Origin of the sequence: Exiguobacterium sp. Helios, assembly GCF_014524545.1 — a bacterium.
In the GTDB taxonomy this organism is placed as follows: Bacteria; Bacillota; Bacilli; order Exiguobacteriales; family Exiguobacteriaceae; genus Exiguobacterium_A.
Window position 1 is genome coordinate 1735070 of sequence record NZ_CP053557.1, and the last position, 20672, is coordinate 1755741.

Genomic DNA, 20672 nt, shown 5'->3' on the forward strand with positions numbered 1-20672 from the left:
TGGCGTTTTACGTATGAGATTGCGTCATGATGAGAAACGTGGCGTGCGTCGTCGAAAAAGTGGCTTGTCGTCGAAATCCAAGCTGTTCATACAGGTGAATCGCTCGTTCGTTAAACGAAGCGACGGTCAAACGGAGTGGTAACGCCGATTTGGCATTGACGGTCTCGAGGACAAACGAACAAAACGCGAAGCCCGTTCCTTGCCCGGTCAGTTCAGGCTGGCGTCCGAGTCCGATATCCAAATAATCATCTGGGTACAGTCCGAGCGGACGACCGGGTGGTACTTGAGCGGATCGGCCGGTACAGAAGAAGCCGACCAGTTGTGCTTGATCGATGACGGCCTGATAGGAACCGTCCAGCAGTTCGGCATATGCTTCCTCCGACGTCTCCATATTGTAAAAATCGTAAGGGGAAGAATATATCCAATTTAAAATGGTGGTCGCATAGTCAAATGTCATCGGGACAGCTTGAAAAGGCATCTTTTTACCTCCTTCAAAATTCTTTCTTTACTATATCGCATTCTCGATATTTTTTCCGTATAATGGTAAAAAGAAACGGGGGCAACTGATATGACGACAACGGGATTTTACCATAATTTACCTGTCCTTGAGACCAAACGATTGATCCTGCGGCCGCTTCAAGAAAGTGATCGTGATGACTTATTCGAATATACACAAGACGAGGAAACCGCCCGTTATGTGACCTGGAATGCCAATCAGACGATCGAACAGGCGGAACAGTTTTTGAACTATGTCCTGTCGAACTACGCGCAAGGGAAAGAAGCACCTTGGGCCATCGAATGGAAAGAAACCGGCAAAATGATCGGGACAATCGATTTCATTCATCTGTTGTTGGATGAGAATAAACAAGCAGAACTCGGTTATGCGTTATCGCGTCAGTTCTGGGGCAAAGGCATCGTCACGGAAGCGGTCGAATGCGTCATGACATTCGGTTTTGAAGAACTCAAGCTCGAGCGGATCCAGGTGCGGTGCATGGAAGGTAATATCGGTTCCGCCCGGGTGATGGAAAAAGTTGGCATGACGTACGAAGGAACGTTACGCCGGTTAATCTTTATTAAAGGAGCATTTCACGACGTCAAAATGTATTCGCTGTTACGTGATGAGTACGTTACGATGCGTCAAGGTTCGGAGTACAATACGAAACAGCATCAATGAGACGAACCCCCCCAAGCCGGTGAGCCGGATTGGGGGGTTTTTCTGATTAAAGTGTCTGCTCGAAGGAAAAAACATCTATGATTTCAACCGTTTTCGTCACGGTATCGAGAATCCGTGTCTGCGGATCATCTTTTGAAAGGAAAATGGCTTCGCCGGTCGCATCAAACGCAAATGCCGTCGGAATCGAGAAACCGCAATTGCGGTAAGAGCCGTCGGCGTGACTCGTTCCGATGAACAGCGCTCGCTGCTGGCGGCTGATTTTTTGAGCTTCCCCCGACCAGTCCGTGTATTGTTCCTCACTGAACATCCCGACACCGATCGGATTAAAGATGATATCAATGTTGTCGTTCTTCAGACCATCGAGTCCGAGAAAGATTTCACGACAAAGTAAATACCCGGCTGATTGTCCGGCAACGATAGCCGTCGACGGTGTATAGAGTGGACCCGCTTCCGGTGTTTTCGCCCGGTCGAGCAGGATGTCGCCGGCTGTATTGATGATCAGTGCCCGGTCTAATCGATCTGCATCGCGGTAACCGGTCACGATGATCGTTGCATACTGTTTTGCTAACTGACGCAACGTCGCGACATCCGTCTCGCGGCAATACCCTTCCGGATACAGCAGCATATCTATTTCAGGATGAGCAGCAATCTCACGTCGTAATTGTTCGAGTTGAGTTTCCTGTTTTGGTTGGTCGATCAGAATCTTCATTTAGTATTCACACCATCCTTAAGTAAAATTAATTTATGTAGTTTACATCCTATTTTAACATAAATTGTAAATATATTCACTCAGGATATTCATCTGTTTAGTTGAAAAGTAGTTTGACGAAACAAGAACGGATTTTAAAATCCGTCCTTTGTTCTAAATCCCTTGTTCTAAATCAGATATACTTTTTGTTCGGTTAAGGATTTGTAAGGTCAGTCCTCACGTAATTTCTGATAATTGATTGAAAAAGAGAACTGACTACGCTCAACGTAAAGGGAATCAAAATCAGTAAAAAGGCAAAAAGAATGAGACCGGGTGCATCATCACGGTCGGAGACAATGAACATAACAGGGAACAAACAGATCGCGACGGCACTGATGATATAACCACAAATTGTGATGATTCCGAATGAAGAAGCAACTGCAGCAGCGGTTGCGTTCGATTTGAGGGAATGAAGAATTTTCAAGATATGGATTAAGGCAATCAGACATGGGATGAATGCCAATAGTCCCGCCATCAAAATAAAATAGCCCGGCTTATCGAGTAAAAAGGGGATCGAAAATCCTTTTTGTGACCCTTTGATGAGCACTGAAATAGCGACTCCTGCTAATCCGAACAAACTAATCAGTATTCCGGTGAAAACCAGTTGCAAATAAACTAAACGCCATTTTTTCATGATCAATCTCTCCTTTCTTTCTGTCAGTATAGAACAACCCACATGAAAGATTGCCCGTCTGAAGGCGGATTTAAGCGAAGGAATCGATTCTTTTTTATTAATTCAAAGCAAAGTACTCGGAATTAAACTGGAAGTATGTTATGCTAGGAATAAGAAAAGTAAGGAAGTAAGGAAAATCAGAAAAAGAAAGAAGGAAGTTCGGAATGGAGCTATCCAAGTTGACGTCCAAAGGACAAATCACGATCCCGAAAAAAATCAGACAAGCGTTACAGGTGGAGGAAGGAGATCGCGTTGCATTCATCGAGGAAGACGGGTTTGTCATCATGGCGAAAGCGGATTTACAACAGCTGCATGACCTTCAAGATATTTTGAGTGACGAGAAATTCAAAGCACTCATCCAAAAAGCACATCATCATCTGTGAACTAATCGATTGACCAATTAAAAGGAGGAAATAGAAAAATGGATATGCGCGAAGTAGACTTACCAGGAATCGGACGGAAGTTCGAAGGAATTACAACACGAGGAGATAAGGTGGTCGTGATCGTCCATGATGACGGACGCCGGGAAATGCATCATTACGACGATGACGATTTCGATGAGAGCGTCTCAAGCGTGACATTCAACGATGCCGAAGCACGACAGATGGCAGGGATTTTGGGCGGACTGGCGTACAAACCGAAAGATCTCGAAAAAATTGAACTGGCGTTTGATGATCTCGTCATCGAATGGTTCAAGATTGGACAGGATTCCGCCGTCAATAACCGGACGATTGGTGAACTGGATGTCCGCAATCAATATGACATTTCGATCATTGCCGTCCTTAAACACGATAAATCAAAATCATTGAACCCGGGTCCGGAAACACGTCTTGAAGCAGGCGATACGATCGTCTTGTCCGGAGAACGTCAAAACGTCCGCCATATCACGAAAGCGTTATTCTCAATCGAAGGAGGCGGATGATAGATGGATCATTTAATATTTGAAGTTGGTACCGCGCTTATCTTAGTGGCGATCGCAGCATTGCTTGCGAATAAATTAAATTTTTCGATCATTCCGTTTTTAATTATTTTAGGAATGATCGTTGGGCCGCACGCTCCGACAATCGGGATACTAGACTTCAAGTTCATTGAAAGTGCCGAGTTCATCAGTTTCCTCGGACGCATCGGTGTCCTGTTCCTCTTATTTTATCTAGGACTGGAGTTTTCAATCGGTAAATTGATCCGGTCGGGCAAATCGATCGTCACGAGTGGAACGATTTATTTATCGATTAACTTTACCGGTGGTCTGCTTTACGGATTCATCGCTGGATTCCCCTTATACGAAGTGCTGATCATCGCCGGTATCATCACGATTTCGTCCAGTGCGATCGTCGCAAAAGTCCTCGTTGAATTACGCCGGACCGGCAATACGGAAACCGAGCTGATTCTCGGAATCATCATGTTCGAAGATATCTTTCTCGCCGTCTACCTGTCCGTCTTGTCAGGACTCCTGCTTGGTGACGGGACGAGCTTATTGTCTTCTGTCACATCGATTTTAATCGCCCTCGGTTACATGCTGCTGTTCTTCGTCATCGCAAGAAAAGCGACACCTCTCCTGAACCGGATGCTGAAGATTGCCTCGGACGAAGTATTTATCATCGTCGTCTTTGCCGCCTTGTTCTTCGTCGCCGGCTTCTCGGAAACGATTCATGTCGCGGAAGCGATCGGTGCCTTACTGCTCGGACTCGTCTTTTCGGAGACGGACCAAGGGGAGCGGATTGAACACCTCGTCGTTCCATTCCGTGATTTCTTCGGAGCAATCTTCTTCTTCAGCTTCGGACTGAGCATTGATCCGACAATGTTGCTCGATGCCGTTTGGCTTGCACTTGGTGCCGTCGTCATCACGATTGTCGGAAACTACGTCGCCGGGATGATTGCCGGACGCAGAGCCGGACTGTCGCACAAAGCATCCTCGAACATTGGACTGACAATCGTCTCCCGCGGTGAATTTTCGATTATCGTCGCAAATCTCGGGATCGCCGGCGGACTGATGGATATCCTGTCACCGTTTTCCGCCTTGTACGTCTTGATTCTCGCAATTCTCGGACCACTGATGACGAAGGAATCCAAACGGATTTATAACTTCATGAACGGCATCTTTAAATGGACGGAACCGAAACCGAAAAAGACAAAACCGAAAGCATGATAATGGCGTGTCTCAGGTAAAACGAACAGGCATCAAGCAGGCTTTCAAGGCTCCGCTGTCGTATTCCTTTAAGTAACAAATCTGCTTGAGGAGGGATACGATGAAAGCCGTCATTTGTACTGCCTATGGTCCACCGGATGTGTTGAAGTTGCAAGAGGTCGAAAAACCTGTCCCGAAAGCATTTGATCTGCTGATTCAGGTATATGCATCCGCTGTTCACTCAGGAGACCGGCGGATGCGGGCACTCGATGTCCCGGCAGCAGGAAAGCTTCCGATGCGTCTCGTCGTCGGATGGAAAGCACCGAGACAGCCGATTTTAGGAGTTGTCTTAGCAGGCGAAGTCGTTGCGACGGGCAACCGAGTGAAGGACTTCAAAGTCGGCGATCGGGTCTACGCCCTGACCGGGATGCGCTTTGGCGGCTACGCCGAGTATGCCTGCATCAAGGAAAACAAATGTGTGGAGCAGATGCCGCGCAACGCGAACTTCGCAGAAGCAGCCGGTCTTCCGTTTGGCGGAACGACCGTCCTCCATTTTTTCCGGAAACTGAACCTCGAGCAGGCAAAGTCGATCTTGATTTACGGGGCGTCCGGAGCCGTCGGTTCAATTGCCGTCCAGATTTCGAAACAATATGGTCTTCATGTGACGGCCGTCTGCAGCGGACGGAATGCTGAACTGGTCACACGTCTTGGCGCAGATGTCGTCGTCGACTATAGAACGGATGGTTACGACACTGAACTGACAACGTATGACGCGGTGTTTGATGCATCCGGGAAGGTGGAAAAACGGACGGCCCGGCAGCATGTCAAGGCGGACGGAGCGTTTCGTTCAGTCGCCGGACAAGGCGTCGCACGGGCGCTGAAGGAAGATTTGAGGCTGCTGAATGAGTGGTTTGAAGCAGGAGACCTGAAAGCGGTCATCGATAAGGTGTATCCGCTTGAGGAGATTGTCGCCGCCCACCGGTACGTCGATGCCGGACGGAAGTTTGGTAATGTCATCGTGTCGGTGGTCGATGACTACGACAGAACGGACTAAATAATCGACCGTCATCACAAGAAAAACCTTTGAAACGATGCAGGGATTAAATGCATCGTTTCAAAGGTTTTTTGCTTGTGCTGTAGATTACTTCAAGACATCATAGGTTGCCATGACGAATTGTCCGGACGGACGACAACCGGTCAGGCGGAAGCGGGTTTCAAGCGTCCCTTCCGGAAACAGCGGGATCCCGCTGCCGAGGACGACCGGTGCGATCGCCAGTTCGAGCTGATCAATCAGTTGCAACCGTAAGGCTTCCTGAATCAATTCACCACCGCCGATCAGCCAAATCTTCCCGTCGATCGTCGGACCGATCCGTTCGAGCAACACATCGAGCGATTCATTCGTGAAGGTCGCATGTTCCGACTGTTTACCGTTCTGTCGGGTCAAGACATAGTTGTCGATTGCGGGATAGGGGTACTCCTCGCTCAGCACCAAGACCTCGTCAAACGTCTTCCGACCCATGATGACGGCTCCGACGTCTTCCATGAACGCCGCGTAGCCATTGTCACCGTCTCCTTCGACGGCAAACAACCAATCAAGAGAATTGTCCAAACGCGCGATTTTTCCATCCAGACTGCAGGCAATATATAAAACGGTTTTGGTCATCGTAACTCCTCCTTATATTCAATCTATACTTAGTCTACGGTATAATCATGACAAAAGATGTCGTAATTAGAGGAGAAATATTTTATGAAAAGCCGACATTTAAAAGTCATGCGTCTGCTCAACCGGCAGCAGCTGTTGACGGCACGGGAACTGGCGGAAGCATGTGGTGTTTCTTTGCGGACGATTCAACGTGATTTGCTCGAACTCGAAGCGAACGGCTACCCGATTTACAGTGAACGCGGACCGGCCGGTGGATACCGGGTATTACCAAATCGTTTGTTGCCGCCGCTTGCCTTACGGGAACAGGAAGCCATCACGTTGTTTTTGATGATCGACTGGGTCGGTCAGATTCCGGATTTGCCGTTTGGGGCATTGCGGGGCAATCTTGCCGAATGGTATCTGCATGAACTGCCGTCCGATCTCGAAGCCAAGATGGACCGCCTGAAAGGAAGGGTCCGCTTTGCGCGACCGGATACACCGGCGTCTCCCTTGACGCGTAACCTATTGCGTTTAATGGAAGCAGAAGTGAAAGGAGAGATCGTCTATCGGACGACGAGCGGATGCCGGACGATTCTGATTGACCCGGTTGGTCTGACATTTGAGCGCAACCGCTGGTATCTGCTTGCGCAGACGGAGCGGGGATTGCGCCAGTACCGTGTTGACCGGATAGAACAGGTGACTGAGACGACGATCCCGTCGAAACGAATGACGTTCGAAGAAGCAGAACATTTAAATGAAGCAGGAGAACAGGTGACGGTCTTTCTCGAGTTGACACCGCTCGGAGAACAGTTGCTCGAAGGGATTTTACCGCTCAACGAGCAACGGACATGGTCGGTACCACGACTGGAACTCCCGTTTCTCGGCCGGCAGTTATTTGGACTCGGTCGGGAAGTCAAGGTCCTCGAACCGTTATCGTTACAGGAAGAAATCCGGCGCCATGCCAGTGAAGTGCTGGCAATCTATCAGGAATGACAAAGGGTCCTGTTCCTAAGTCAGTAAGAAACTATGTTACGATATAACCAGAGAAACATGGTAAAAACGGAAGGGGTTTTCTATGGAAACGTTATCACTTATTTTGTTAATGCTTGTCTTAATCATTTTGACGCAAGTCCTCGGACACTACATCCGCTTCATTCCGACTGCCTTGATTCAAATCCTCGTCGGAACGATTACGGCACTGTTAATCAGCGGACTGAAGATTGAAGTTGAATCAGAATGGTTCCTGTTATTATTCATCGCTCCATTGCTCTATAACGACAGTTCACATTTTCCGCGCGATGAGCTGTGGAAGATGCGCGCTGCCATTTTCGGTAATGCCATCGTCCTCGTCTTATTGACGACGGTCATCGGTGGATACTTCATCAACTGGCTCGTACCGGTCATTCCGGTTGCGGCGGCCTTTGCGCTCGCTGCAATCCTCTCACCGACCGATCCGATTGCCGTCAACGGGATTGCGAAACGGGTCCAGATACCGGAACAGATTTTAAATCTCGTCCGGGGAGAGTCGTTGATCAATGACGCGTCAGGACTTGTTGCCTTCAGTTACGCGGTCGCAGCCGTCGTCACCGGTTACTTTTCCATCCAGCAGGCGACGACGGAATTCGTCTACATGTTCGCCGTTGGAGCGGTCGTTGGTCTCGCCATTAGTGTCGCGATGAACTGGTTGAAGATGAAATTACGGCGGACAGGAATTGAAGATGTCGTTTTTTATGCGTTACTGCAAATCCTGACACCGTTCATCATCTTTTTTGTTGCAGAAGAAGTCTTGCATGCGTCCGGTGTCATTGCCGTCGTGACGGGCGGGATTCTCCACGCCTTGATCAAAGAACGGACGGAAACGTTTTTTGCCCAGGAGCAGACGTTGACCGACAACATCTGGACGATGATCGCCTACATCTTAAACGGGATCATCTTCTTGTTACTTGGTTTGACGTTACCGGAAGCGACACGCGAAATCTTTGCCGATGACGCGATTAACAACTGGCGTCTGATGTCATTTGTGATTGAAATTGGAACGGTCATTCTTTTAATTCGCTTGATTTGGACGATGTTCTTCAATTGGTTCGACCATCGCTTCCTGAAAAAAGCGGATCACCGCAAACCGTCGTTTAAGCAGGATGTCATCACGACACTCGTCGGCGTCCGCGGAACGATTACGATGGTCGGGGTCTTGTCATTACCGTTCGTGACCGAATCAGGAGAAGCGTTCCCGGAACGGTCGCTGATCATTTTCCTCGCGGCCGGTGTCATCATCTTCACACTGGTTCTCGCGACAATCCTTTTACCGTTGCTCAACCGTGGTGAGGCCGATGCCCAGCCGGAACTCGATTTGAATTCGTATAAACAGCGGATGGTCAAACGGGCGATCACGGAAATCAAACAGGTCGTCCAGGAAGAAAATTCGACCGTCGCCTTTGATTTATTAAATGAATATCATGTCATGCTGCGCCTGTTACGGGCACAGGAGAAAAGTGAGGAAGAACTGACGCACTTCAACCAACAGCTGAAAAAACTGCGGCTTGAGGCGGTCCAGTGGGAACGTGACTTGACGAAACAATTCCTGCAGGAACATAAAACACCGGACCAGCTGAAAAAAGAAGTCTTCCGGTCGATTGATAACCGCCGCGAAGCCATCGACAAGGAAGCCCGCTTCCGTCTGTTGCAACCGATCCGGAAAATCCTTTGGAAACGGAAACGGTCTAACATGTCGTCCGATCAATTGATCCGTCTGACACAGGTCGAACATGAACTGTACGAACAGGTCATGACAGGAGTCATCACCCGGCTTGAAGGATGCCGCGGCGATTATCCGGTCGATGTCGTTCAAAGCGTACTCGAATTCTATAAACGTTTACGCTTTAAACACACGCGCTGGTCATCACCGGTCGGCGGAAAAGCCGACGTCGATCAGCAAAAAGAAGAACTTTGTCTGCGGGCAATCGAAGTCCAGCGCCAGGAAATCGCTTCGATGTCAAACGAAGGCGATTTGTCCGGCGAGGAAGAAAAAGAATTGCGCCGCTTCATTCACTATATCGAAAGTGTCGTTCTCTATGAGTACGTCGAGTAAATGAAAAAAACAGCCCTTGTCCAGTGGACAGGGGCTGCTTTGTGATTAACCGAGTGAAAGGTATTTGACTTCGAGGTAATCCTCGATGCCGTAGACGCCGCCTTCACGGCCGAGTCCACTTTCTTTGTAGCCGCCAAATGGGGCTTGGGCAGCAGATGGTGCACCGTCATTCAAACCGACGATGCCGTACTCGAGTTTTTTACCGAGTTGAAGTGCTTCGTCGATTTTCTCCGAGAATGCATAGGCGGCAAGACCGTATGGTGTGTTGTTCGCCCGTTCGATGACTTCTTCAAGAGTATCGAAGACCGAGATCGGTGCGAGCGGACCGAACGTTTCTTCCTGCATGCAGATCATGTCTTCCGTGACATTACCGAGGACGGTTGGTTCAACAAAGTATCCGACTGAATCATCAATCGTACCGCCGGAAAGAATCGTTGCGCCTTTTGCGACGGCGTCGTCAATATGTGCTTTGACTTTGGCGACGGCTTTCGCATTGATCAACGGTCCGATCGTCGAATCAGCGTCGAGTCCGTTGCCGACTTTCAAGCGCGTGACTTCGGCGACGAATTTTTCAGTGAAGGCGTCGAGAACAGATGCCTGGACATAAAAGCGGTTCGTTGCGACACACGCTTGTCCGCCGTTGCGGAATTTCGAGCGGATGGCGCCTTGAACGGCTTTGTCGAGATCCGCATTTTCCGTGACGATGAACGGCGCATGACCACCGAGTTCAAGCGACAATTTTTTCATCGTATCAGCCGCTTGACGCATGATCAATTTACCGACCGCTGTTGAGCCGGTGAATGTGATTTTCCGGACACGGGAATCGGCTTGCCAGACACCGCTGATGGTTGCCGCGTCACCTGTCAGGACGTTGATGGCACCAGCCGGAATACCGGCTTCGATCGCGAGTTCAACCAGACGAAGTGCCGTATACGGTGTTTCTTCCGACGGTTTCAACACGACGGTACAGCCGGCAGCGAGCGCCGGAGCGAGTTTCCGTGTAATCATTGCTGCCGGGAAGTTCCATGGCGTGATTGCCGCAACGACACCAACCGGTTCTTTTTCGACGAAGAGTCGTTTCCCGGGAACGGATGCCGGAATTGTTTCTCCGTAGATCCGGCGCGCTTCTTCCGCATACCAGCGGACATATTGATTGCCGTAGTCGATTTCTCCGCGTGCTTCGACGAATGGTTTCCCTTGTTCGAGCGTCATGATTTCCGCGAGTTCATCACGGTGTTGTTGAATCAGGCGGTACCAGGCATCGATTTTATCGGCGCGGTCATCGGCTGTCCGTTCCGACCAGTCGACGAATGCTGTACTTGCTGCATCGACGGCACGCGCTGCATTGTCTGCTGTGCTGCTTGGGACGTGTCCGAGTAATTCTTTTGTTGCCGGGTTAAAGACGGGAATCGTTTCCTCTGTGTTATACCAAATATTATTAATGACGTTTTGTTCAATCATGTATTGCACCTCCGTGTGTTTTCATTACGTCCCTTATTAAACACCCATCCGGCCGGTTTGTGTACTTCCGCTTTGGATGGGGGGGCATAACGAACTGGAATGATGCAGGGAAAATCGTTAATCAACTGAATAATCGGGAATATAAAAAGTAAGCAGAGTAGAGTGTTGTTTGTCGGAGAAAGGACGGGATTCACATGAATAAAAAATGGATGGGCGTCAGTCTTGCCGGGATTGTGCTGATCAGTGGATGCGGTCAACAGTCGGTTGGATCGGAAACGAAAACGAAACAGGTCGAACATCAAGCAGCAGACCCGAGCTACATACGTCAGGAATTAAAACGCGCCGATTTCATCGCGTCCCAGTATGATTACGCCCGGGCGATCCGGATTGTCGACCGCTTGAAGACGACGGAAGCAAAACAAAAGGGGAAGGAATATGCGGCGAAACAGGCGAATCTCGGTACGATTAAAGCCGGGACATCTGTCCCGCACTTATTTTTCCACTCCTTGATTGCAGAACCAAAACGCGCCTTTGACGGGGACCGGAAACAGCAGGGCTATGATGATTATATGGTGACGCAAGGTGAATTCGAACGGATTTTGACCGCCTTGTATCAACGGAACTATGTCCTTGTCCGGCCGACCGATCTTGCGACGTGGAAAGACGGACGGATGACCGAAAAGGGACTTCCTTTTCCAAAAGGTAAGAAGCCGCTCGTTCTGTCGCAGGATGACGTCAACTACTATGAATACATGATCGGCGACGGTTTTGCGACGACATTGAAAGTCAAAAATGGACGAATCACCAATTCGATGACCGGAAAACCGGATGGTGCCTATGATCTCGTACCGCTCGTGGACGCGTTCGTCAACCGTCATCCGGATTTTTCTTACCATGGCGCGAAAGGATTACTGGGTATTACCGGCTATAACGGCGTCCTCGGATACCGGTCGTCGTATGCGCAGTACGGGCAATCTGCTAAAGTCGAGCAGGCGCGTCAACAGGCAAAAGCGACGGCGATCGCTCTGAAGAAGGACGGATGGCAGTTTGCCAGCCACACGTATGGTCACATCGCGATCGGGAAATTCAGTCTGGCGACGATTCAGGCGGATACGGCGCGCTATAAGCGTGATGTCGCCCCATTGATCGGAACGACCCGTCAGTTGATTTATCCGTTTGGCAGTGATATTCAGAATTGGCATGGGTATACGGGTGATAAATACCGCTATTTGACGCAACAGGGTTTTCATTATTTTTATAATGTTGATGCCTCGCAACATGCTTGGAAACAGTTGGGCAAAGACTATTACCGCCAGGCGCGGATTAATGTCGACGGGATCCGGCTCCGCCAGGCACTGGCGAAAAAAACAAATGTCTTGGATCCGTTCTTCGATTCAAAAGCCGTCTTTGATCCGATGCGGTCGGTTGTCAAAAAATAATTCCGTTCCTGAAAAACGAATTGACCCATTTAATGATTCACACCAGTTCGTGTGACATTAAATGGGTATTATTTGTATAGAGGAGTTATTTTCTCAATACTGCTTTGATAAAAAGGAGTTCAGGATATGCAGACAGGTTATAAGGTTTTACTGGCAGCTGCTGTTATCAGTAGCACAATTGGATTGAATCATCAGGTCTCTGCCCAAACCGATACATTTCAAGTCGTATCGACAAGTTATACAAAGCCGTTAACAAAGTTCGAGACTTATGTCGGAAATAAAAAGATTGAAATGGTACGCTATTCTCTCAAAGGCGCCGATCGTCTACATGACGGTTTGTTATACAGCTCCTACAGTGACCGTGTAATCGATTTGAAGAACAGCAATAAAGTAATCAAGCAGGTCGAACCGGGACCGATGCGGATTAAGAAATACAAAAATGCCTATTACGCAATGAGTTTATCGGCGATCAACCAATTTTCACTCTCGAAATATACATTGGATTTCAAGAAAATCGGTGCAACCAAACGTTATGCCGGATTCGGAAGAGACCTGGTCGTGACGGGTGAAAAATTGTATGTGCTGGCAGATCATATGAAAGGAATCGATTACTCCATCAAAATACATACCTTTGATACAACATCATTGAAGCCTCTCTATCATGAGACAATCGAAGAATTAATCCATGCCGATTACATTCGCCTAGCCGGTTCACAACTGAAGATTTACGGTACCTCACCTAAGAACGAGAATAAATTAACTGTACTGTCTTACGATGCAAAAAAACAACGTAGCACAAAAATGATGACGACGGACCAGTATGTAAAAGGCGGAGTAGAGAAAACACTAATGCTTTCAAGAAAAACCGAACTGATTTTTAATATGGACTGCATGTTTGAAATCAACCATCGGACGAAACAAGCCCGTCTCCTGTATGACAATGATCATGATTTGATCGACTACGCGTACGATGCCAAAACGAAAACCTATCATGTCCTTGAGCTAGTCACAGAAACAGGCGAGTACCAGGTCAAGACGCTGAACAGCCACTTTAAACCAATTGCTACATATCGTTTAAAACCATCCGACAGCGTCAGTCCGTTCCGTGTGTTGTGAAGAAACAAGTCCTGTGACTTGTTTTTTTTGTTAGGTTAACAGACCGACCAGTCGCTCGCCCCGAAGACGGTATGTCTGCAAGTGAAGCTGAAACTGATCATAATCGGTCGGATTGTTTTCTGCATCGAACGCAAGCTGTTTCGTCCGTTCGACGAAATGAAGATTCATGCAGCCCGAGAGCCAAAGCAACGAAGCCAGTCGCGGATCTTCTTCCGGTACGAGGACGGTCGGCGAATTATAGTGGGTCAGTAAACTTTTGGCTAAACGGCCGGACACGTCATGCGAGTCAATCCCTTCCGTCCGGGCATACCATTTGATCAGCCAGGCCAAATCCTGCACACGGTCGGTTGCACCGATGTGTTCGTGATCAACGATTCCAATGATTTGTTGATCCTGATTCCATAAGATGTTGAGCGAATTTAAATCAGTCGAAATGACCGGTTGAAGTGAAGAAGATTTTGGATGTCTTGCGGTGTCGAGATGTTGTTGTGCCAGAGTCAGGTACTCCTGAAATGAATTTTGGACCGGTTCCGGCATCCGTGAGATCGAAAGCCGTTGTAAATCACCAAGCCAACGTTGATAGGCAGTCGTATGGTCAATGTATGGAAAACAGATTTCGTGTTGATGCAACGAGACATCATGCAACTGACGCGCTAACATGCCTATCTGAGCGGCCGTATGTCTTGTATTCGCTGTCACATGTTGTCCGTCCATCCAGTGAAACAGACAACATGTCCACTTTTGTCCATTTGAATCGGTGATGTTCGTAAAAAGAGCATCTGGTTCCAACTTCACACGCTCCATGAACGGAATGCCGTTCACCCGTAGATAATCAGTGTATCGCAACTGTTGGGCAAGGATATCCGATGTAGATTGGGACAAATCAGAATTGACATAACGCTTTTTTTGTAACAGACGAATCGAATAAGGACGTTCATCGACCAGGATTTTGTAGTGTAAATCTCCGTGTTTGCCGTAGGTTGTTAAAGAGACGGGTTCAACTTCAAGGGATTGAAAGTCAAGACTGTAACTCAGGACTGCCTGATTGATTAAAGTAAATGGTTTTGTCTGTTCCATAGTCTGATCTCCTTTCTGCATACTTTCTCATTTGAATCCAAAGAATATCCATTATAGCAAAAACATTTATTTGGAATCCATTACACTGAAAGATACAAATTTTGTATAATGTGTAAGGTGCTAGATTAAATAATGAACGTAAGGAGTCAAATGGAATGAAGATTGAGATTCAAAACACCTCAAAAACATATCTAAATGGGAAAAAGGCATTGATGGATGCCAATATCACGTTAGAACCGGGCGTGTATGCATTGTTCGGAGAAAACGGGGCAGGTAAGTCAACGTTGATGAAGATTTTAGCAGGATTGCTTAAACCATCAACGGGTAAGATTTTTGTCGACGGGCAAGAAATGTCGCCGCTTGCTGACGCGTACCGCGAAAAAATCGGATATCTTCCGCAAGACACGCCAATCTACAGCAACTTTACCGCCGCTAAATTTTTAAGTTATCTCGCGACCGTCAAAGGGGTGCCAAAACAGGATGTCCAAACAAGCGTCATGTCCGCCCTCGAGGCGGTCAACATGACAGAGCACGCCAATAAGAAGTTGAAAAGCTTTTCCGGCGGCATGAAGCGTAGAATCGGGATTGCGCAATTGTTGCTGAATGATCCGGAACTCCTGATCATCGATGAGCCAACGGCAGGTCTTGATCCGAAAGAACGGATTCATTTCCGGAATCTGATTGCATCGATTGCCCGGAAGCGGATTGTCCTGCTGTCGACCCATATCGTCTCGGATGTCGGATCGATTGCCCGTGAAATCATTTTGATGAAGCAGGGACGTATCATTAAACAAGCCAATCCGTATGAGCTGTTGGATGAAATTGCGACGGAAATCTGGACCGTTGATGTCACGGATCAGGAATTACTCGATTTACAAGACACCTATCAAATCGGATCAATCCAACAGACGCGACAAGGTAAAAACCGGGTCCGCATCATTTCAAGCCAACTGCCGCATCCGAAGGCGGTTCAAGATGAGCCGCAACTGGAAGACTTATATTTGTATCATTTGGACGGACGGGGAAAAAGTGCATGAGCCGGTTGATACGCTTTGAATTATATAAACTCTGTACATCGATTCCTGCTATGCTGTTCGTCGTCGCCTTGCTGCTGTACTTGATGTCGTCCGTATTTTCAGAAGAGGAAGCAAGCGTCCGCGCAAAGTATGCAGCATGGGAAGGTCCGGCGACGGCAAAAACATTTAAGAAAATACAGGATCGTGCGGATAAAATCAATGATGGGACTTATGGCGATGATGATCAGTTTGATCCTACGATTACTTATGAAAATGAAGCATTCGCTCATCTGTTTAACATCAAAGAAGCACAAATTTTTAAAGCACAGACGCTGGAAGCGCTAGCGAACGAACGGACCGAACCGGGCTTTGACGAACGCGATCGTGCCTTACATACCAGCATGTTGAAACAAATCAATCTGGACACGATCCGGTATCATATCCCGGCAGAAAAAGCAGTAACGTTTACGACTCAAGCCGGCGTTGCTGTCCTGCTGTTCCCGTTGCTGTTGCTGATTACGTTCATCTATACCAAAGAGCGGGTTTCGGGCGTTGATCAATACCAACTGCCCGCTGTGAACGGTCGGACGAAGTTACTGACGGCGAAACTGCTTGCTGGATCGATCTTCCTGACAGGCGTCAATGTGATTTTACATCTAGGCATTCTCGGTCTTGCCTCGTATCGTTTCGGGACCATCGACTGGTCCGCTCCGATGAAAGTGATGGACGGCTTAACCGATTCGCCATATCCGTTTTCCATCGGACAATACTGGTTAGTATCGTTTGGTTATCAGACATTTGTATTAATCGTGCTTGGCATTTGGGTGCTGGCGATCTCGTTTTTCGCCAAAACGGCAGTTCAAGCGATTCTCTCGTCCAGCATTTTAATAGGTGTCCCACTTCTTTACCAGTTTGTGATTTCAGGCATCTTTTTTCCGGAAACAAAACTTTTTGAGCAAGGAATTTTATTTTTCCCGAGCCGTGCCTTGTTGACCGGAGAAGTGTTTAAGACGTATCAGACCATCAATCTCGGGATTCCATTGTTATTGCCGGTAGCCATCTTGCTTGTGCAAGTGCTCGTGACCCTGATTGTATTGAAGATTCTTTATCAAACCAGTCGAAAGAGGAAAGTCGTATGAAGAAATCAGACAGTACGTTGCGGGAACTCGTCCGCTTTGAGTGTTACAAGTTGTTTCAGCAACGTTTTTTATGGGTGTTGCTGCTCGTCATCTTGATTGCCGGATTGTATTTTTCCGTGCAACGGATGGAATGGCCGTGGGCGGATCGTGTCAACACAGGGTTTGAAGGGAATTTGACGTCAGAAATGATTGCGCGTGCGGAAGCCGGGAGTAAAGCCTATGTCAAAAAAACTGATCCGACGGCAGAAGAAAAGAAACAAAATGCTTCCTATCATAACGTGCTCGAGGCTGCATCGGCTAATGACCGGCAATCGAAAGTTGTCTCTTCGCTCCGTCAGGAAGGAGAGGAGGCGTCCACTGTATATGAAAAACGTCACTTCTCATTACAAGCTGATTTGACGGAAGCGATTGATTATCGTCCAGTCGGAAACTACCAAACGTTTGATCAATTGCTGACGTTTTCAGGAACCGGTGGATATGCCTTGTTGGCAGTAGTCCTGATTTTCGGAACAGCAGTCAGTTTCTCGAATGAATATCAGACCGGTGTTTCGGCATATCTGTATTCTTCCCGGCACGGGAGAAAACAATTGTTGACGGCCAAGTTGCTGGTATCCGTTGCACTGGTGACGGCGACGATTGTAATCTACAATCTGGTTCAACTGCTGTGTTTCTTCCGCGGACATTCCGGTTGGGATATTCCGATCCAAGCGGCTTACGGCCAGTCGCCGTACCCGTTGACGTTCGCTGAATTATACGGGATTTCCGTGTTGTATCAGTGGATGATTGCTGTTTCGCTTGTCATCGTCCTGCTGTTCCTGTCGATGTTGATCAAACAGACGGTGGTCGCTGTATTCCTCGGTGGACTCATCGTCGGCGGACCTTTCCTGATTGAAACGGTGCTGTTTAATACAGAAACCCCGGCGTTTATGTGGACCTTGGTGAAGTTCACACAGGGACAGGCACTAAGTGTTTATGTTTTGTTCCGGGAGTATGTGACGGTCAATCTTTTCGGTTATCCGGTCCTGTTGCCGGTTGCCGTACTTGTTATCACACTCGTCATGGCGCTTCTTGTCGTCAAACTGATGTACCAGGTAATCGGCCGGAAAATGGCGTGATGAAATCAAAGAAGGTTCGGCTGTCGTGAGACCAAGCCGAACCTTCTTGTGTAAACCGCTTACAAAACAAAAGACGCCGGTTGCGTTCCGTCCGTTAAGTAAAATGCAGATTCATGCAGCACGAGAGCTATAAAAAAGACTGTCAACCGTCTTCTTCCGGTACGAGGACGGTTGGTTAATTATAGCGGATCAGTAAATTTTTCGTGGTAGATTAAGTCACGAGTGTTTGAATGAAATATCGCGTTTCCTCCTTTGTATGTTTCTTTTTCTGCTTAGTTACGTATGTATACTATGAAAATCTGTTATAGAGAGGAGAAGGCATTATAAAAACGTTTTTGAAAATCAATGCAATAAGCATCATGTATGCGGTCACCTTACTTATTCCGTTAGAAGCGTTGCTCAACGTCTATCAGTTAAACCGTACGACAGGAATCTCAAGTGACTTATGAAGGGGATGCACCAGGTCCGATTGTCGGCTTTATTTTAATCGGCTCGCTCCTGGTCTACCCGTTTTTTTTGTTGATTACGAACTCAATCGTTAAAAGTGTAAGCGAATCAAATAAATCGCACGTAAAAGGAGCAAACCTCTGATGATGAAGCTAATTTGGATTTTAGCGATTACTGCCTATCCGGTTATTATGGCCATTCAAATGTCAAAGCGGAAAGCGTAAGTTAAGTTATAAACGTCGCCGGCTGCGTTCCGTCCTCGTCCGTGAAGCCGTAGTCGCGCGCGAGATCCGCCACGAACAAAGCTTGCCCGGTCCGTTGCAGAATATCCGAATCCTGTGCGAGGGCAACGACAGCCCGTCCGACGTAAGCGGTGGTTTCGGTCGCATTGTTGCTGAAGCCTGCATCGACGACCCGTTCTGTCCGCATGAAGCCGGGACAGAGCGCAATCGAAGCGACACGAGACGTTCGAAGTTCCTGACCCATCACAAATGTCATCCGGTTGATCGACTGCATCGCTAAGTCATAATACAAATTGCCAGCGGCTTGATCCGGCGTGAACGATGTTAAATTAACGATCAATGCAGCCGGACTTTGCTGAAGCAACGGAACAGCCGCCCGTGTCGTCAGTAAATAGGCTTTCGGACCGGCGATCATCATCGCGTCCCAGTGTTCCAGTGGCCGTTCCCAAAATCGTTTGCCTTGTCCCGCGGGAAGGGAAGCTTCCGAACCGCCAAACACACTGTTGACGAGCAGATCGATCCGCCCGTGCTGGTCTTGAATCTGTTGGAACAGGAAAGTTATCTCGTCCGGATCCGTATGGTCACAATAAAAATAGAGTACGACAGAAAAAAGGGACTTTCGATTAAAATCGGAAGTCCTTTTCTTGTCATGTTAAAACCCTTTAATCGTCATCCCGCCGTCAACGAATAACGTTTGACCAGTGACGTATGTTCCGGCATCAGACGAAAGAAAGACAGCCGGTCCAACGAGTTCCGTCAGTTCACCGACCCGGCCGAGCGGTGTCACGTCGACGATATCCTGTAAGTAGGTTGGATCGGCGAGCAACGCTTCTGTCAGAGGCGTCTTGAAATACCACGGACCAATCGCATTGACGCGAATATTTTTCGGACCCCATTCAAGCGCCAATACTTTTGTCATCTGAATCAAAGCCGCTTTGGTCGTCGCATAGACAACACCGGTCCGCAAGGCGACGTGCCCCGCAACCGAAGCGATGTTCAGGATGCTGCCGCCGGTGTCCTGCATCCGGCGCCCAACTTCCTGTGAGAATAGGAAGGCCGACTTTAAGTTCGTCTGTTGAATTGTTTCCCATTCGTCCTCCGTAACGTCGAGCGCTTTCGAGCGGATGTTCATCCCGGCGTTGTTGACGAGCACATCAATCTGGTCGACATATGTATAGGCACGCTCGACCATCGCCTGGACTTGCATCCGGTCGGTCACGTCGCACGTCAACACGAACGAACGTCGTCCAAGCTGTTCAATCTGTTTTGCGGTTTCCTGTAAATCGGATTCCGTCCGGGCGACCAGTAAGACATCCGCGCCAGCTTCCGCCATCCCAATCGCCAGGGCACGTCCAATTCCGCGTCCGGCACCGGTCACGAGAACCGTTTTTTGATCCAGTCGAAACGAAGGTAAATACAAACGATCACATCCCATCTGACAGTGTAGTTTCACTGTACGCTGAAATTGACTGAAAAGAAAGAAAAATGCTGATGAACCGATGAATATATGTTATTATTTGGTAAAAAAAGAAGGGCGACATGAAACGGAAGCTCGGACTGATGATCATCTCCGTTTTAGTACTGGCTGCAGCTCTCGTCGCGTTTGAACGGTATGTCTACACGACTTACATTTACAAACCGGCAGATTACACATTCAACTATAAGATTAAATCGCGCAAAGCCATGAGTCACCGGAATTTGGAGCAAAACCGTTCCCGAAAGGTCCGATGATCAAAGGAGCATCCTTATTCTTACCCGATATTCTGTTGCCCATCGGAGCACTGGTGACAGCCTTCTTATCTGTGTTTGTGTTCCGCCGGTTTCTCGGATACCGCCGGCGTAAACGAACGATTGAGCCGACGGAAGAAGGGGGTCCGCAAGTTCTGCGAGTGAAGCCGTCAACGTCTGCCTGGCGACCACCACAACAACAAACGGACTCCGTTTCCCAAGTCCGTCAATTGATTGCTTCCTTTGACCGGCAATTGCCGGACGGATCAAAACGCCGGCCGGAAGAAACCGTCCAGGACTGGCTCGACCGGATTGAGATGACGATTGATCCGGTGCTCTATCTAAATTAGGCGAGAGTACTCACACTTCTAAACGAAGTGAAAGTGGGAGGTGAATCACCCCCCCTCCCTTTCGGGTATAAACCTTTCAAGGAGGTGAAAAT

General features: G+C 48.2%; 21 protein-coding genes and 1 pseudogene. 14 read left to right on the top strand and 8 right to left on the bottom strand.

Annotation, left to right across the window (positions count from 1 at the left end):
- Positions 1-7: 7 nt before the first annotated feature.
- Entirely contained in the window at positions 8-478 is a 471-nt protein-coding gene (locus HNY42_RS09040; RefSeq protein ID WP_188004286.1) for a GNAT family N-acetyltransferase, read from the bottom strand.
- A 90-nt stretch (positions 479-568) separates the two neighbouring features.
- On the opposite strand from HNY42_RS09040, the gene HNY42_RS09045 reads away from it, so the two are divergent.
- Positions 569-1174, top strand: a complete 606-nt coding sequence (locus tag HNY42_RS09045; RefSeq protein ID WP_188004287.1) for a GNAT family N-acetyltransferase — start codon at positions 569-571, stop codon at positions 1172-1174.
- A gap of 46 nt (positions 1175-1220) precedes the next feature.
- On the opposite strand, the gene HNY42_RS09050 is transcribed toward HNY42_RS09045, so the two are convergent.
- Both HNY42_RS09050 and HNY42_RS09055 read right to left on the bottom strand, forming a co-directional pair.
- Entirely contained in the window at positions 1221-1883 is a 663-nt protein-coding gene (locus HNY42_RS09050) for a hypothetical protein (RefSeq protein ID WP_188004288.1), read from the bottom strand.
- A 193-nt stretch (positions 1884-2076) separates the two neighbouring features.
- A complete protein-coding gene (locus tag HNY42_RS09055) occupies positions 2077-2556 on the bottom strand; it encodes a DUF2975 domain-containing protein (protein WP_188004289.1) in 480 nt (159 codons plus the stop codon).
- Positions 2557-2759: 203 nt separating this feature from the next.
- Between HNY42_RS09055 and HNY42_RS09060 the strand changes: the two genes are divergently transcribed.
- The 4 genes from HNY42_RS09060 (at position 2760) to HNY42_RS09075 (ending at position 5774) form a co-directional block, all read left to right on the top strand.
- A complete protein-coding gene (locus tag HNY42_RS09060; RefSeq protein WP_188004290.1) occupies positions 2760-2978 on the top strand; it encodes an AbrB/MazE/SpoVT family DNA-binding domain-containing protein in 219 nt (72 codons plus the stop codon).
- Between the two features lie 38 nt (positions 2979-3016).
- Positions 3017-3517, top strand: a complete 501-nt coding sequence (locus tag HNY42_RS09065; protein ID WP_188004291.1) for a cation:proton antiporter regulatory subunit — start codon at positions 3017-3019, stop codon at positions 3515-3517.
- A gap of 3 nt (positions 3518-3520) precedes the next feature.
- Positions 3521-4741 carry a cation:proton antiporter gene (locus tag HNY42_RS09070; RefSeq protein WP_188004292.1) on the top strand — a complete coding sequence of 407 codons (1221 nt, stop codon included), beginning with the start codon at positions 3521-3523 and terminating at the stop codon, positions 4739-4741.
- Positions 4742-4841: 100 nt separating this feature from the next.
- Positions 4842-5774, top strand: coding sequence for an NAD(P)-dependent alcohol dehydrogenase (locus tag HNY42_RS09075; RefSeq protein WP_188004293.1), 933 nt, complete (start codon positions 4842-4844; stop codon positions 5772-5774).
- Positions 5775-5861: 87 nt separating this feature from the next.
- Here HNY42_RS09075 and HNY42_RS09080 read toward each other — a convergent pair whose 3' ends face one another.
- The gene (locus tag HNY42_RS09080; RefSeq protein ID WP_188004294.1) at positions 5862-6383 is read right to left on the bottom strand and encodes a dihydrofolate reductase family protein; all 522 of its coding nucleotides are present in this window, start codon (positions 6381-6383) and stop codon (positions 5862-5864) included.
- Between the two features lie 84 nt (positions 6384-6467).
- On the opposite strand from HNY42_RS09080, the gene HNY42_RS09085 reads away from it, so the two are divergent.
- Together HNY42_RS09085 and HNY42_RS09090 are read left to right on the top strand one after the other, a co-directional pair.
- Positions 6468-7355: a helix-turn-helix transcriptional regulator gene (locus HNY42_RS09085; protein ID WP_188004295.1), complete on the top strand. Its 888-nt coding sequence runs from the start codon at positions 6468-6470 to the stop codon at positions 7353-7355.
- Positions 7356-7437: 82 nt separating this feature from the next.
- Complete coding sequence (locus HNY42_RS09090) at positions 7438-9450, top strand: Na+/H+ antiporter (RefSeq protein WP_188004296.1); 2013 nt, start codon at positions 7438-7440, stop codon at positions 9448-9450.
- Between the two features lie 45 nt (positions 9451-9495).
- On the opposite strand, the gene HNY42_RS09095 is transcribed toward HNY42_RS09090, so the two are convergent.
- Positions 9496-10911, bottom strand: a complete 1416-nt coding sequence (locus tag HNY42_RS09095; RefSeq protein WP_188004297.1) for an NAD-dependent succinate-semialdehyde dehydrogenase — start codon at positions 10909-10911, stop codon at positions 9496-9498.
- A gap of 194 nt (positions 10912-11105) precedes the next feature.
- On the opposite strand from HNY42_RS09095, the gene HNY42_RS09100 reads away from it, so the two are divergent.
- Together HNY42_RS09100 and HNY42_RS09105 are read left to right on the top strand one after the other, a co-directional pair.
- The gene (locus HNY42_RS09100) at positions 11106-12350 is read left to right on the top strand and encodes a polysaccharide deacetylase family protein (protein ID WP_255508291.1); all 1245 of its coding nucleotides are present in this window, start codon (positions 11106-11108) and stop codon (positions 12348-12350) included.
- Positions 12351-12476: 126 nt separating this feature from the next.
- Positions 12477-13466: a hypothetical protein gene (locus HNY42_RS09105; protein WP_188004298.1), complete on the top strand. Its 990-nt coding sequence runs from the start codon at positions 12477-12479 to the stop codon at positions 13464-13466.
- Between the two features lie 30 nt (positions 13467-13496).
- Here the strand turns inward: HNY42_RS09105 and HNY42_RS09110 are convergent, their stop codons facing one another.
- Positions 13497-14543 (bottom strand): phosphotransferase, encoded by a 1047-nt coding sequence (locus HNY42_RS09110; RefSeq protein WP_188004299.1) that lies wholly within the window; start codon positions 14541-14543, stop codon positions 13497-13499.
- Positions 14544-14698: 155 nt separating this feature from the next.
- On the opposite strand from HNY42_RS09110, the gene HNY42_RS09115 reads away from it, so the two are divergent.
- Genes HNY42_RS09115 through HNY42_RS09125 form a run of 3 tightly spaced genes read left to right on the top strand, consistent with a single transcriptional unit; the run spans position 14699 to position 17813 of the window.
- Positions 14699-15580 carry an ATP-binding cassette domain-containing protein gene (locus tag HNY42_RS09115; RefSeq protein ID WP_188004300.1) on the top strand — a complete coding sequence of 294 codons (882 nt, stop codon included), beginning with the start codon at positions 14699-14701 and terminating at the stop codon, positions 15578-15580.
- Entirely contained in the window at positions 15577-16698 is a 1122-nt protein-coding gene (locus HNY42_RS09120; protein ID WP_188004301.1) for a hypothetical protein, read from the top strand. The genes HNY42_RS09115 and HNY42_RS09120 overlap by 4 nt, the downstream gene beginning before the upstream one ends.
- On the top strand, positions 16695-17813 hold the full coding sequence (locus HNY42_RS09125) for an ABC transporter permease subunit (RefSeq protein ID WP_188004302.1): 1119 nt from the start codon (positions 16695-16697) through the stop codon (positions 17811-17813). The genes HNY42_RS09120 and HNY42_RS09125 overlap by 4 nt, the downstream gene beginning before the upstream one ends.
- A 672-nt stretch (positions 17814-18485) precedes the next feature.
- Here the strand turns inward: HNY42_RS09125 and HNY42_RS09130 are convergent.
- Both HNY42_RS09130 and HNY42_RS09135 read right to left on the bottom strand, forming a co-directional pair.
- Positions 18486-19094: pseudogene (locus tag HNY42_RS09130) on the bottom strand (SDR family NAD(P)-dependent oxidoreductase); the annotation flags it as partial.
- Positions 19095-19154: 60 nt separating this feature from the next.
- Positions 19155-19922, bottom strand: coding sequence for an SDR family NAD(P)-dependent oxidoreductase (locus HNY42_RS09135; protein WP_188004303.1), 768 nt, complete (start codon positions 19920-19922; stop codon positions 19155-19157).
- Positions 19923-20041: 119 nt separating this feature from the next.
- Here HNY42_RS09135 and HNY42_RS16250 point away from each other — a divergent pair, with 119 nt between their 5' ends.
- Together HNY42_RS16250 and HNY42_RS16255 are read left to right on the top strand one after the other, a co-directional pair.
- A complete protein-coding gene (locus HNY42_RS16250) occupies positions 20042-20233 on the top strand; it encodes a hypothetical protein (RefSeq protein WP_255508292.1) in 192 nt (63 codons plus the stop codon).
- On the top strand, positions 20230-20580 hold the full coding sequence (locus HNY42_RS16255; protein WP_255508293.1) for a hypothetical protein: 351 nt from the start codon (positions 20230-20232) through the stop codon (positions 20578-20580). Before HNY42_RS16250 ends, HNY42_RS16255 begins: the two co-directional genes overlap by 4 nt.
- Positions 20581-20672 lie beyond the last annotated feature (92 nt).

Excerpts from the sequence above, each read along its gene's own strand:
- HNY42_RS09040 (WP_188004286.1), bottom strand. The coding sequence starts at position 478 with ATGCCTTTTCAAGCTGTCCCGATGACATTTGACTATGCGACCACCATT.
- HNY42_RS09045 (WP_188004287.1), top strand. The coding sequence starts at position 569 with ATGACGACAACGGGATTTTACCATAATTTACCTGTCCTTGAGACCAAA.
- HNY42_RS09050 (WP_188004288.1), bottom strand. The coding sequence starts at position 1,883 with ATGAAGATTCTGATCGACCAACCAAAACAGGAAACTCAACTCGAACAA.
- HNY42_RS09055 (WP_188004289.1), bottom strand. The coding sequence starts at position 2,556 with ATGAAAAAATGGCGTTTAGTTTATTTGCAACTGGTTTTCACCGGAATA.
- HNY42_RS09060 (WP_188004290.1), top strand. The coding sequence starts at position 2,760 with ATGGAGCTATCCAAGTTGACGTCCAAAGGACAAATCACGATCCCGAAA.
- HNY42_RS09065 (WP_188004291.1), top strand. The coding sequence starts at position 3,017 with ATGGATATGCGCGAAGTAGACTTACCAGGAATCGGACGGAAGTTCGAA.
- HNY42_RS09070 (WP_188004292.1), top strand. The coding sequence starts at position 3,521 with ATGGATCATTTAATATTTGAAGTTGGTACCGCGCTTATCTTAGTGGCG.
- HNY42_RS09075 (WP_188004293.1), top strand. The coding sequence starts at position 4,842 with ATGAAAGCCGTCATTTGTACTGCCTATGGTCCACCGGATGTGTTGAAG.
- HNY42_RS09080 (WP_188004294.1), bottom strand. The coding sequence starts at position 6,383 with ATGACCAAAACCGTTTTATATATTGCCTGCAGTCTGGATGGAAAAATC.
- HNY42_RS09085 (WP_188004295.1), top strand. The coding sequence starts at position 6,468 with ATGAAAAGCCGACATTTAAAAGTCATGCGTCTGCTCAACCGGCAGCAG.
- HNY42_RS09090 (WP_188004296.1), top strand. The coding sequence starts at position 7,438 with ATGGAAACGTTATCACTTATTTTGTTAATGCTTGTCTTAATCATTTTG.
- HNY42_RS09095 (WP_188004297.1), bottom strand. The coding sequence starts at position 10,911 with ATGATTGAACAAAACGTCATTAATAATATTTGGTATAACACAGAGGAA.
- HNY42_RS09100 (WP_255508291.1), top strand. The coding sequence starts at position 11,106 with ATGAATAAAAAATGGATGGGCGTCAGTCTTGCCGGGATTGTGCTGATC.
- HNY42_RS09105 (WP_188004298.1), top strand. The coding sequence starts at position 12,477 with ATGCAGACAGGTTATAAGGTTTTACTGGCAGCTGCTGTTATCAGTAGC.
- HNY42_RS09110 (WP_188004299.1), bottom strand. The coding sequence starts at position 14,543 with ATGGAACAGACAAAACCATTTACTTTAATCAATCAGGCAGTCCTGAGT.
- HNY42_RS09115 (WP_188004300.1), top strand. The coding sequence starts at position 14,699 with ATGAAGATTGAGATTCAAAACACCTCAAAAACATATCTAAATGGGAAA.
- HNY42_RS09120 (WP_188004301.1), top strand. The coding sequence starts at position 15,577 with ATGAGCCGGTTGATACGCTTTGAATTATATAAACTCTGTACATCGATT.
- HNY42_RS09125 (WP_188004302.1), top strand. The coding sequence starts at position 16,695 with ATGAAGAAATCAGACAGTACGTTGCGGGAACTCGTCCGCTTTGAGTGT.
- HNY42_RS16250 (WP_255508292.1), top strand. The coding sequence starts at position 20,042 with ATGAAACGGAAGCTCGGACTGATGATCATCTCCGTTTTAGTACTGGCT.
- HNY42_RS16255 (WP_255508293.1), top strand. The coding sequence starts at position 20,230 with ATGATCAAAGGAGCATCCTTATTCTTACCCGATATTCTGTTGCCCATC.